At 34.7% G+C, this 13,691-nt stretch carries 9 protein-coding genes; 5 read left to right on the top strand and 4 right to left on the bottom strand.

The window, feature by feature from the left end:
* The 4 genes from M2419_RS27340 to M2419_RS27325 form a co-directional block, all read right to left on the bottom strand.
* The coding region (locus M2419_RS27340; protein ID WP_259256399.1) for a hypothetical protein at positions 1-376 on the bottom strand (376 nt) is incomplete at its 3' end.
* Between the two features lie 48 nt (positions 377-424).
* Entirely contained in the window at positions 425-826 is a 402-nt protein-coding gene (locus tag M2419_RS27335; RefSeq protein ID WP_259256398.1) for a (deoxy)nucleoside triphosphate pyrophosphohydrolase, read from the bottom strand.
* 2 nt (positions 827-828) lie between these two features.
* Positions 829-1,119: a hypothetical protein gene (locus M2419_RS27330; protein WP_259256397.1), complete on the bottom strand. Its 291-nt coding sequence runs from the start codon at positions 1,117-1,119 to the stop codon at positions 829-831.
* Between the two features lie 813 nt (positions 1,120-1,932).
* The gene (locus M2419_RS27325; RefSeq protein ID WP_259256396.1) at positions 1,933-4,878 is read right to left on the bottom strand and encodes a hypothetical protein; all 2,946 of its coding nucleotides are present in this window, start codon (positions 4,876-4,878) and stop codon (positions 1,933-1,935) included.
* Positions 4,879-5,150: 272 nt separating this feature from the next.
* Here M2419_RS27325 and M2419_RS27320 point away from each other — a divergent pair, with 272 nt between their 5' ends.
* The 5 genes from M2419_RS27320 to M2419_RS27300 all read left to right on the top strand — a co-directional run bounded on the left by M2419_RS27320 (position 5,151) and on the right by M2419_RS27300 (position 12,646).
* Complete coding sequence (locus tag M2419_RS27320; RefSeq protein WP_259256395.1) at positions 5,151-5,690, top strand: hypothetical protein; 540 nt, start codon at positions 5,151-5,153, stop codon at positions 5,688-5,690.
* Positions 5,691-5,850: 160 nt separating this feature from the next.
* On the top strand, positions 5,851-6,471 hold the full coding sequence (locus M2419_RS27315; RefSeq protein ID WP_259256394.1) for a hypothetical protein: 621 nt from the start codon (positions 5,851-5,853) through the stop codon (positions 6,469-6,471).
* Positions 6,472-7,276: 805 nt separating this feature from the next.
* A complete protein-coding gene (locus M2419_RS27310; RefSeq protein ID WP_259256393.1) occupies positions 7,277-9,754 on the top strand; it encodes a head fiber protein in 2,478 nt (825 codons plus the stop codon).
* Positions 9,755-10,191: 437 nt separating this feature from the next.
* Complete coding sequence (locus M2419_RS27305) at positions 10,192-12,336, top strand: hypothetical protein (protein ID WP_259256392.1); 2,145 nt, start codon at positions 10,192-10,194, stop codon at positions 12,334-12,336.
* Position 12,337: 1 nt separating this feature from the next.
* Positions 12,338-12,646: a hypothetical protein gene (locus tag M2419_RS27300; RefSeq protein WP_259256391.1), complete on the top strand. Its 309-nt coding sequence runs from the start codon at positions 12,338-12,340 to the stop codon at positions 12,644-12,646.
* Positions 12,647-13,691: the final 1,045 nt, after the last annotated feature.

The following is a 13,691-nucleotide window of genomic DNA, read 5'->3' as shown; positions in this document are numbered from 1 at the left end:
CTTTTACAAGGAGAAAACGAACAGTCGCAATTCTTTCTTCTCCAGGCATTTGATCCTCGCCCTCAAAATTTATATCACCTATATAAGTCCGCTGTGGTTTACCTCCTGACGTATATTCAAACACGTGATTGGGTCGATAACCTGAGATGATGCCTGTTTTTCGGCCACCATCTTCATTAGGTATTAGCTTTATTCTTGCCTTAACTATCAATAATCCATATTGGTTGGTAAGCTCTTTAATGCTGGCAAGGGTGTATTTGTCATATGCCATTACGTCGAATACTTTTGATACGCCCGTATCCAACCATCGTTTGTAGATAAGTTTGCCATTCATGAACAAGTAGAGCTCATTTTCTGAAAAATCTTTAAATATCATTTTGGGCGTTTTTATATTTAGTGTCTTGGATTATTTCTAAAATCCTTTTCAATCTCTAGCCTTTAATTCTTCAATCAATTCTTTCGCAATAGGAATATCTGCCGGAGCAAGCTTCCAGTTTAATAGATCACTAATCTTTACCCATTCGAGCTGATCATGATCGGTAGATTCTGAAGCTATATTCTCGGTCTCACAAATGAACGAGATCAATCCTATTGCGCCATTATCGTACTGATGTACCGTATCGAAAAAGTGCTGTTTGATTTTGACTTTCAAGTTGAGCTCTTCGATCAATTCCCGAAGCAGCGATTCTTCATTAGATTCACCATCCTCAACCTTACCTCCAGGGAACTCCCAATAGCCCCCTAAAGACTTTTCAGGTTTCCGTCGACAAATCAGAACAAGATCATCTTTAAATACAATCCCGCAAACAACTGTGATAAGATCCATAGTTATTGAGATTTTATTATCGTTAACTCGCCATCATCAAATCCCACCGTTATTGCTATCGCTTGGGCAAAAATTGAAGTTTTGAAATCTTCGGATTTTACATATGCTTGAACTAGACATTCAGCATATTTTAAAATATCCTGCCAGTCTTTATCTTTTAAAAACTCATTACCGAATGAAAAATATTTCTGTTTAGGCTCAAAGTCGATATTGGTAGCCCAATCGTCATCATCTTTATCGAAAATTTTGGATCCAGTGATATATTTTGCTATCGATATCAAAGAAAAATTCATTTCAAAATTTAGTGAAGATTAAATGCTATTATATCAATTTTTCCCATTGGTAATCTATACAGCCCCATCTGATGATTGGGCTCAATGTATAGGGCTAATCTTGACGATGAAACTTCAATAGGGCGGAAGATAAGATATACAGATCATGGGAAACAAATTATATGGCTGCAATCATCCAAGCCATTCAAAAACTATCAATCGTCGGGCAACTTTACTATCTAAAGTTTAAAGGCGCAAACTAGTGCTTGCAAAGAGTTCAAGTTTCAAAGAGTTTACCATCAATCGGTAAACTCTTTGAAATAAGATGTTATTGATTAATGAGCTGCTTTTTTCAGGTCAGTCATAGCATCCTGTAAGGAACTTCAACTGCCACTACAATAGATCCTCCCAATAGAACAGTAAAGAAAAGATTTTCGCCCAACAAACATCCTAGAATTATAACCATGCCACAAATAACGTACGAAAATCGTACTGTCCACCGCATAACAATCTTGGAAACAGGATTAAAGACAGAGACGAAACTCTCGGAAAGAAGAATTGTTTTTATCTCGTTCGATAATAGAGAAAGAGAAATCATAGTAGACAATTTCAAATTCGAGAACAAAGCTTTCAAATGATCTGTTCCCGATAAAATAATTGCAAGGATCAAGCCGCCAATTACGGTTGCCACTATGCCAGAGATAAGTTCTTGTGATGTGTTCATAATTAAGTTATTTATCTTTTTAATCTACTTAAATTTATTTTTTGATCCTAATGTAAATACGCCATATAATCTTGAATTTTGTGGGTATTTTGTTATTGACTATAAGAAGATCACTCCCCGGAATATAGATTGACTAGCGGAATATCAATTTTCAACCCGATGCTAAATATCGCAGCGTCGAAAGCCTTATTGTTAATTCTTTTCTTAAGTCCTTCGTCGTAGTATGCTTTTAATGGAAGCAGTTTTCCTCCAATGAATGCGACAATGGGAGTGTTTTTAATATTATATAGAATATTAGCTCCGGGACTAAAGACTTCGCTAAAATGGACGTCCTTATTGTAAGCTGAGTCTGGTGTAATTAGATAGTGGTTTACGAGGTTTCCTAATTCCAGCAATTGCACGTTGAAATTGAAATATTTGAAAAAGGTACCTGCAGGTCTTATGGTAACACCTATTGGTGCTGTTATACCGCCTGTCCATTTGCAATTTAATGATGAACTACCAATTGGAATAATTCTTCCAGCAAAAGCTCCTACATAAGCATTTAAATCAACAGATGAAGACATTTTCCTTTTTAATTTGTAAGAAGTCGGAGGTAGCGCATGCGACTCGATTACATTTGCTAGCTCTGCTGATGAAGAGGAAGAAATCACGTCTCCAAAAAATCCTGACAGTTTAACCAGTTGGTTGGCGTACGACATTTCTGATAACTTTGGTAAAGCTGAGAAAAGCGTATCCACTTTTGAAATTGAACCTGAAAATAAAGTTAGTGCTGCAGCTTGTTCACTTGGGTTATAGGTTTCTGAGACGATTTTGTAAAGAGCTATACGGTTAATTAGGTATATCAAATCTTTATTATTCAAGCTATCACGAGATAATATGCCTGCTTTCTCTGCTAGTCCTGATAGCACCTTCCTTCCTTGAATAGTTTTTTTACTTGTTATGATTAAAGCTGATCGATCCTTTTCATCAAGACGCTGTAGATTTGTACCCAAATACTTAATATATTCCAATTCTTCTTTCTCTATTACCACCGTATCCTTATTATTAAACTTAATCGTAAATAGTGCTTTATTTCCGCCGTAATTTAATTCATAATTATTTTCGGGATGCTTGTTTAAATAAAAGGTTTTCAACTTATCTATAGCTGCAAGATTTTGAGAAACGCCCTTATTGTAATATGAATCTACCAATCCTAATGTATTCTGTGCAGCGGCAACGAAATTTTTCTCCTGAATATTTTCTATAATATCAAAAACGTTTTTTAAGTTTTGTAAATATTGATTAACGTTATTATCATTATTGTTTAGGAGAGGGTAATTTTCAAAGTTAGAAATCACTTGTCCAAGTATACTCCATGTGTTGTATGACGATTGGGCCATCTGATCTGATTTATTTTTTTCAATTAAGACCTGTTGTTCCTGATTAATTTTATCGAATTGTCCCAATGACATCAATAGCGGACTCAGCCAAGCAATCACTTTTTCCTTATTGATAATTAGATTTTCTTTGACGCCCGGTAGATTATCAAATACTTCACCATATTTCAATTTGAGTAGTTCCATTAATATATCCCATTGTTTTTTATCTAATGTTTTTAGTTCCTCATAACCTAGAAGTCTGTAGTTCTTATCATTAATTGTAAACAATTCGTTAGTTGCTATATAAAGTAGCCCAATAATATTTTGTGCATATTGATTTATGTTTTGCGCATTGTTAGATGATATATTGGGATCAGGACTATAAGTAGGATTAAGGTATAATTGGCGGATTATATCTCTGTAATTGTAACGGGCTTTTATCAAACCATCGATATTATACCCAAGTTCAACTGTCATGCCGAGATTTGCTGCGATTTCTGGTGTTAGAAATTGTTTTGTCCAGCTACTTTTGGATACATTTCGTGGCATTTCAACAAAATCTTTGGAGATCGCGTATCGCCAAGAGGTGCCAAAATTAGCGGTCCGGTAATCAGAGAGGCCTTTTAACAATTCAATTGTGGCAGGGAATACATCATATATCAATGGATTGTTTACTCTTTTGCGTAACTGGTCCATAAACCATATCGCAGCTTCCTGCTTTGCTCTTTTTGCGAGGAACATCGCCATAGCATCAATCATTTGAGATTGAGAGGGGATGCTTAATCCTGTATAATTGAGACTTTGTTGCGCATTTTGCGTTGCGGTAGTAAGGTTGATCTGCAAAGATTCTTGCCGATTAGGTTGCTGTCCTTGGAGATAGCTTTTTGCATCTATTGAAAAAGTTCCATTCGTTAATAAGAGGTCGGCCATTTCGTATGTTTTTTTTTCAATTTTGACGAATAATTTCCTAGTTTCTTTCGCTAATGTTTGACTTGTATCTATCTTGTTGTTTTCATTTGCTATATTACTAATTAAAGAGCTGTTGGTGCTTAATAGATTATCCTTTAGCTGACTGATTGTTGTTATTTGTAATTCTGGATTCTCAAGTAAGGGTTTATATTTACCAATTATAATTGATATTGAATCTTGCCCCATAACAGTATCATCGTTTTTGTTCAAGAAGCTGAGTATATTTTCTATTTTGCTTTTTTTATCATTTAAAAGGCTTATATTATTTTTGATGGCGGCTATTGTATCATTTTTTCTATTATATCTTTCCAGTAAATCATTTAAAGAATCTAAACCAGGTGAATTTTTTTTTATACCTTTTTCGTTTAACAATTTTTTTATAAATAATGCTTTTGAATTTATAGCGTCTTCTTTAAAACTGGCAATTAATTTATATGGAGAATTCTTTCCAACGATATCGAGCTTATCTTTACCGACTAAATTTACGAGACTCTTATATATCAATTCAGTTTCAGTGGGGTTTAGGTTGGGATTATTTAAATATTTACTTAAATAAAATAGGTTGTAAGGAGCTAATATGTTATTTTTTAGGTCATTAGTGTCTACCTTGATGGCGGAGTCTAAAACTGGTTTAGGAAGTTGTTTTTTTGATTGCTGGCCATTCGCTATCATGATATAGTTGCTAAATAGCGCAAGTGTCAGGATAATTAGGTAAGGTCTTTTCATAACTCAATATTTTATTTAATGACTTGTTTGGCTTTCAGTCAATTGGCTTGTACTAATATAGTAAATGTTGTGAAAAATATACTATAAGTGAAAAAAAATAGTCCGAAGGACGTAACAATTAAAAATTGGTCGATTTCTTCTGTATTGTAGTAATGATGTACATATTTGTTATTAGGAAAATCTAAATAACTCTTTGATAGTTTGTATATTAGTGGGGAATGAAACAGGGTAGCTGAAAACTGTTAGAGTAAGCATTAACCAAATCTCAAATTATGAAAAGAATTTTTATTCCATTACTAGCTGTGGCAGTGGTATCCTGCCTTTTCTCCTGTAATAATAATACAGAAGATAAAACTTCAGCGGAACAACCCAAAGAACAAGTTGAGGTGCCTACGGATACCGTTATTAATACAATAGTTTTAGAAGAAATAGCTATAGGCGATGCTACTGTTAAGGATGCGCTAAAAATGAGCCAGGATGGACATTTCTCCATTTTGGGTAAAGAAGTTGGTGTATTGTCAACAAATGGGCAGCTCAAAGATAACAAGGGTAAAGTGCTTGCAAAAATGTCAGGTGATCAGTTTGTGGATGCAAATGGAAAAGTGTTGACTATAATTAAAGAAGATGGAACGATTGTAAACGGTTCCGGTAAGGATCTATCCTGGGGTGAAAATGGTTTACTGAAAAATAGTGAAGTTGAAATGTACCTTACCCCTTCAAATACAAAGGCAAAACGTGCAGCATCCATTCTGTTGTTCACATATTTTAGCTTTAGCGGTGGTCAGGCCGAGCTTACCAATAAATTCAAATAGTAACATTTACCAATAAACATCATAAAGAAACCGTTGATCGAGTTTTTTTCTATGAAATAAAATTTCGTACCTACTGTTGGGGAAAACTTAAGTATAGTTGATCAATTACGAACAATTATTTTGAGCTATAACTCTTGTTCATTATTTAAATGTTTTCATTATGAAAAAAATTGTTTTTGCCTTTATACTTTTATGTTGGACACAGGTGTGTCTGAGCCAAAAAATAACTGTTAAGGCCCATTCTGTTGTTGGATATGGAAAGCATCAGGATTTTGCTAAAAAAGCATTTGTTGCATTAGAACAAGTTCTTAATTCTGACGATTTTAAAGAAAGTATAATAGCGATGAAAGCGGAAAAGAACCAAGGGTATACTTCAGAACAACTATATAATATTATTATGCAGGCGAAGGAAAAAAAGGTGCCCAAAGATAGCGCTGCAACTGATGGAATAGTAGACTTGTGGGTAAGAACGCTTGAAGTAAATGGAAGGGATGCTAATTGGAAAGATAATTGTGAAAAGCCGTCCATTTTTGGTAATCAGACACTTGGTATTGACGGAGCCGGAGATGGGTTTATGGCTATTTGCCCGTCGGCATTGGATCATTGGGCTTCCATAGATGATGTGGCAGCATTGGCAGGCCATTATGCCCATGAGTATATGCATGTACTCGGTTTTGATCACCATCGTTTATTTAGTAGTCAGCGATGGAGAGAGGAGACCTTTGTTTATAAAGTTGGTTATCTCGTAAGGGATCTAGTGAGGAAAATGAGTGCAGATTGATAATTATAATTGAAGTAAATTATGAATATTAAATTGGTCTTCCTCATAAAGAGGAATTGTAATTTATTTTGATGTAAAAAATATGCTATTGCACTGTTCCTTTTCGGGTTCGTGCTTAGAGGCTGTAAGCCTCTAAGCACGAACCCGAAAAGGAGTGATGTGACACAGTTCAGTTTACACTACCTACGGTATTTTTTTTAGGCGCATTACTAAATCTATCCAGATATTTTTCCAATCCAAAGTATTTGCGTTTTAATCCAATTATTCCGCCGTACATCATTATTAAATATGCTATTACGCACGGAAGCAAGACTATCGATATGCTGATTGTTTTGATACTCATTTCCATAATAAATTAGCTGTTTTTCAATATTTCAGGAAAATTCCTTTCACAAAAATGACTGTTAATCGAATGTATTACTTTATCAAACCTTAGTTTTTTATTTCATTGATAAAATCGGTACGGATGCGTTTAAATAGGCAAGATCAAAGACTTCTTTATTATTTAGCAGTACTTCTTAATTACTAAATTAAATGTTTTTTTCAATTTATGGAATAGCAGTGCTTTCGAAAGTAGGTAGTCGCTAAAGTTCACATTAGTTGATTTGAGGCAATGTCGGTTCTTTTGTTTTCGGATAAAAATTCGATTTTCCCTTCCAACATTAGACGATAAAAGTTTTGATTATAAGGGCGGAATTTTCTTACTTTTCGGTATCTCCAACATACCGCTTACTTACAACTTATTTTCCTCAGATAGGCTAGTCAACAACTATATTTTTGCTCTACACATAAAAACAAAAGAAATATGGCAAATCAATTTTTAGTTAAAGACACTTTTGAAGATATACGCAATATCTCGTTAAGTGAGGTAAATGATCTGAATATAGGTATTTATGATGGTCTATTATTATTGGGATATTACGTTAAAGGGGATATCCCAGTTCCTGTTATTTATTATATATCAGACACAATTGAACTGGACAATGCAGGTAGCGTTATTGACGTCGGCAATGGCATTAAGCTTGAAGGTACATTTAATGATCTCTCATTTATTAATTTCGGTGTGCGCGGAGGGAATAATTTAATTGATGATTCTATTCAATTAAAAAAGCTTTTCGATTACGCCTCCAAAAAAAAGATTAATGTGGTAAATACTGGTGGCGAATATTATTTGAAACAGGAAAGAGCTATTCCCATAAAAGTAAATGTAGATTTTGGAAAGTCTATATTTCATCTATATGAGGAATATGATTTAAGCTCCGTTGGTAGATTTGAAATTTTGCCAGATAGACAATATTCAAACATAACCCTCCCTCAAGGGGTAATGCAGCAGTTGAATTCGGGGCAATCAGTTATTGATTTCTTTAAGAACTACAAGAATAACTATTTTATTATAGAAAATGAAAACCAATTTATAAATCGAAATGGTGGAAGTGGCGGAAGATATTATTATACGGAATTATTTTATATAGGCGAGAATGGTTCTGTGATGTCTGAAATATCAGGTAAATTAGATGGCTATACTTCCTGCAAAGCCTATCCATGCAGCGATGATTTCACCACTATTAAGGGAGGGATTTTTAAATTAAATTGTAAAACAAGTGTTAATGGGTACAAGATAAGTGGATTTAATTGTACAAGGTCTAGAGTTCGATTCATCGATCAAATTGTTGCTTATGAAGACGATGTTGACTATAGCGACAATCTATCCCCAGATCTTGGTTTTCATTTATTTCAGAAATGTTATGATGTCAGCATGGTAAATATACAATCTGTTTCAAGGGCGAATGAAGGTAATTCAGGAACATATGGTTTAGGTGCACGCTATGTAACCAAGCTAAAATTATCTAATGTGAATGCTAGTAGTGGCAACAATGCATGGGGGTATATGGGAGGACTACATGTTAAAGACTTGATATGTGAAAACTGTTCTGTATCGCGAATCGATGTTCATTATTCAGCATATAACATAATTATTAACAATTGTTTTTTGAGTGCCCTAGCCGTAGCTGGGGGCGGTGTTTTAGCTATAAACAATACAACTATTCACAGCAATATATATTTGGCTTTCAGACAAGATTTTGGTTCCGTATGGAGTGGTGATATTATTATAAATAATGGTGTATTAATAAATACTACAAATCTTCGTTGCAGGATACTGAACTATCAATATGCTGACTTTGATTTCGGAATGGAGCAAGATTTATCTTTATGTAATTCCTTAAAAATTAATGGATTCAAATATATCAATAATGGTGGCACATCAGTAAGATTAAATATTATTGATGTTAATTTGTCAAAACTTGTTACTATTGGGAAGAATAGAGTTGTCTTTCCTCAGTACGTGGAATTAAAGGACATGAAGTCTATAAATAATGATGGATTTTGCCCATTAGTAGTAGATAACCTTACGGGTGGTAAAGTTCATAAATTCGGAGGTTTATTAGAAGGAGGATTGCTAACTAATGTATATTTTAAATGTGAATCTATAGATGTAAGTAATCAATATCCTACTATTAATCAGCAAAATGGTACAGAGCAAGCTTCTAGCGATTCAGTATATCCTAAGTTTGAGTTTATTGATTGTCAAAATATAAAGATTAATGCTGCTAATTTATTATGTGAAGTTGTTGTCAATGGCTCGATAGTTTCTTCATATAGATCGGTTAATAACAATGCTAGGCATACAATAACAAATTCTACTATAGCGTTAAATAGAATCGGAGCGATAGCATCATCGTTTAACGTCACTAGCTTAAATACGTTATTTATAAACTGTTTATGGAAACTACCTAAATTAAATGGTGTGCAAGTAGAATCTGTATCGGATATTAATACCATATTAGGAAATGCTTCTATGCAATTTGGCCCATTGAACACTGAGGTGGTTTACGGAAATCACATCTGTAGCAATCTTTCTAGTGAGTTAATAAATACGTTGACATCTGGCAATGCTTCCCCTTCATTATTAATGTATAATCGATTGGGATTAACAAATAATATTGATTATAACCCTATTATTCGAAATGTTGGATCTACAAGCGAAAGATCTGCTATTGCTCCAACTGGATTCGGTTACTTTAATACGGACATTCATACAGTACAAGTCTTCAATGGAAGTTTTTGGCAAAACAGTATTCCGGAAGCAACCGTGCTTGTAAAAGGATTGATTAATCAAGCAGAAGAACAACCGGATTCCAACGCAAATGACGTGCAAAACCTTGTTACGGATTTTAATAGCCTTTTAACTAAACTTCGAAATGCCGGTATCATTGCTTTATAGAAATGGGTTTGTGAAAATTATACTTATTTCCATTGCATATACTATATCTCAATGCCATTATTTTATTTAGTTTACGATTGTTGTTTCAAAATGAATTAAACTCATTATCATCTATATTAGATGAATCCCAAAGCCGGGTAACACTTCTTCCAGGCTTACATCTAGTCAAAACTGCCTCCCTTAACGGTTAATATGGGAGGCTTTTTTTGAATTTTCTATTTCATTATTATACTATGACTGTTGATTAAATCAGAGCCGGTTTCTCATAAAACAAACCATGCTATAATTTATACCATACTTTTCGGTATCTCCCATATACCGCTTATAAATAACTTCTTTTCCTCAGGCAGACCAGCCTACAGCCATACTTTTGCTTTATACAGAAAAAAAAAAGAAATATGGCAAATCAATTTTTAATTAAAAACAATATGCAGGAAATGAACAATCTTTCTGCGCTCGAAATCGATAGATTAAAAGGGAACGATCCAATCTATGCTGGTGTAGAGCTATTGGGGTATTATGAAAAAGGGGATACACCTGCCCCGATTATTTATTACTTGGCACCAACTGGTGAGGATCCCGGCCCAAATGACGACGGCAGTATCGTGGAAATAAATGGTAATAAGTTAGTACATAAATTTGAAGAAATAGACCCCTTATACTTTGGTGCCAAGGGAGATGGTATTTCGGATGATGCGGAAATTATTGAAAAAGTGCTGCGCAAAGGATTGCGAGTGAGAAATTCTAAAAATACCTTTTTATTAAAGAGAGCCATATCTGTCACTAGCATAAAAATTGACATTGACTGTTTAAATCTAAAACTAGATGTAAATCCGATCGGGAAGCCTTACATAACATTTAATGAATCTAGTATTAAGAACGGACGAATTGTAAATACCGTAAATATTAACGAACTGTCAACATCATTATTACTTGATGATACCAGTGGCATTAATGTGGGTGACTTGATGGTTATTAGATGTATACCTCAAACATCTGGAAATATACTTGTTGGTAGGAATTATGTTATTAAATCGGCGGGAGGAAACTTTACTGCTGTCGGTGCTCCTGACAATAATATAGGAACTAGCTTTAAAGCAACCGCTGCAGTGCCGGACTATGGAGCAGGAGGGAGTTTATTAATTTTGTGGGATTTTGATCCGAGACCCGGAGAGACCGATGTTACATTGGGTGAGACACATCGAATCATTGCTGTTACGGACAATAGGGTTACATTGGACGTACCTATTATGACATTATTTTCATCATCATTCAACATGTCCTATGGCATATATAGACCGAAAGAATTTAGGATTAATAATTTATCACTGTTCGCAGATTCTACAGGGCTTTTTGGTGGATTATCAGTTTCATACAAAACTGGTGAAATCACAAGTTGTCGATTTAGTAAGGTAAGTGGGTTGGCAGGTATTTCAGTCAATACTTGTTACAGCTTAAACATTGAAAATACACATATCATTGACGGTTATTATGATGGTACGGCCACATCGTATGGAATACAAGATAATGGAAGTACCCGGGTTACGATTATGAATAGCTTTTTTTCTAATAATAGGAGAGCGGTTGACTTCAGTGGAGTAATTCCTAGTCATTTAGGGACGGTGAGGAGTTGTAAAGTATCGTCAAACATAGCGTCGAACTATAGTGGATCTTGCTTAGGAAGTCATGGCGGAGCTGATTTGACTACATTTGATAGTAATACCTGTATAGGTGGAATTATTGGGATTCAGTTGCGTGGAGGACGTGCAAATATCAGAAACAATTTATTTATTGGTAATTTGATTACCTGTATATCGATATCATTCTCCAATTCAGTTACCATCGAGAAAAACCAAGTATCCTATAATAGAGACTATACTAACCAAACACCCGCCTTTTTTGTGCAAACAAATAATACAACTACATTTAACAAGTACAAGCCTTTAATTATTAAAGATAATAGTTTAAATGAAATAAGGACTGCGGTAATTGGGTATAACACCAGCGAGAATATCATAGTTGAGGGTATACAATTGATAAATAATAATGTTGTACTTCGTTCAAATATAGCAACGAATAAAGTCGGTTTAATTGTCAATCAATCAGGAGGTTTATTTACCTTAAGAAGGTCAATAATAAAGGACAATTGTATTAATACTCTTCTGGGAGTTTATTCGGATGTTGTGGGAGGTCTTATCGATAATGTTTATAATTATGGTGATATTAGCCGTGCTTTACTATCCTCTGACGTGGTTAAATGGACTGGAACGGGGAATATTTCGGGTATTTCTGTCAATGCTATACAACAGAATATCAATAATCGAAACAATACGGTAAAGGGAAGTATCACCTTTACTGTCTCAGGAGGATCCGCAGGAATTAAAATACAAGGATTTTTGAGACCATTTCAAAATGTTATTGATCTCTATTCGCACGAAGGACATTCCATGATGATGTCTACTATTGGAGAATTGTACATTGGACATGAACTTGGAGATAATTATTCAACGTTATTCCCCGACGGTACCTATACTGTGAACTTTGATTTAAATTATTCATTAAACCCCTCATATACTTACTAAAATGGCAAAACCTAAATATATTCTTTCAGGAACACTGGCTGAGCGCCCTAATGTTACGACTGTTGGATTTGAATTTTTCAATACGACATCAAATGTACTAGAAATTTGGAACGGTACTACATGGCAATCCTGCGCCCCAATCCCCATTGCCGATGTAACAATAAAGGGTCTGGTAAGTAAGGCTGCAGCATCAGGAAATTCAGCAGCAGAGCCAAGCGAAACCTACATCCAATCTGAAATACAAGGCATATTATCGGAACTTCGCGATTTGAAATCCAAGCTGAGGACCGCGGGAATACTGGCATCTTAATATATCAAAGTTCAATGCCGGTTAACATTTAGCCCAAGCGGACATCTAGCTGAAATTGCCTCCCTTGATGTTATAAGGGAGGCTTTTTATTTGAAAAAATAACAATCATGTTGTGCCAGTATGACCAAATTCAAAGAACGTATCGAAATTTTTAGAAAAACCTACATTACGTCCAAGATCACCAAAATTAGGCACCTTTACTTACGTATATATTTAAATATTAACATGATCTAGTGACAGGCAAAGCCCTATTATACTAGCTCATTTGGAGAAAGCGGCAAGAAAAATCGATAGATGTATACCCATTATATAGAGACATAAAATTCCAATTATGGTTAAAGGCTTAAGGCTCTTTAAATCACTTCCGAGTAGAATAATTTGAGTAAAATAATAATCGTAGTATAGACCGAATGCTAAGGTTACGATACATTGCGGAATTATGCAAATTCCTAACAGTATCTTTGTCAGTTGGCTATCTTGTAGTGAACCAATATTATTCAACACCATTATATCCGTTACTGTGAAAAGTATTGAACTAACAATCAAAATAAAATATAAGCCCCCGTATGGAATAGCATTTTTTTCAGTCGCATTACTAGATTTCTTCAGATATTTTTCCAATCCAAAGTCTTTACGTTTTAATCCAATTATTCCGCCGTACATCATTATTAAATATGCTATTACGCACGGAAGCAAGTGTATCGATATGAAGATCGTTTTGTTATTCATTTCCCTAATAGGTTAGCTATTTTTAAATATGACGCCAAACTTCCTTTTACAAATGTGCCGCTCAAAGCGATTATCTTATTGTTGCAATTCCAGTTTTCAATTTCTAGGCATTTCTTTATAGAAGGGGCTCGGAATACCACCCGACAATTTAATTGTTAGATCTGATATATTTCATTGCCCTCAGTTGCATAGGAGCCACTATAGTTCAATTCAGCATTTAGTGGATATAATGTTGATGTTGACCCCTCCGCTGGACATACTGACCCCTCTATCAAGGCTCTCTTCAGTCCAACTGATGACCTGACAATATTACTTC

The sequence above is a fragment of the Sphingobacterium sp. BIGb0116 genome (assembly GCF_024808035.1).
GTDB lineage: Bacteria > Bacteroidota > Bacteroidia > Sphingobacteriales > Sphingobacteriaceae > Sphingobacterium > Sphingobacterium paramultivorum.
Note: the sequence above shows the minus strand (reverse complement) of the source record. Positions and strands in the feature narration are given on the sequence as shown.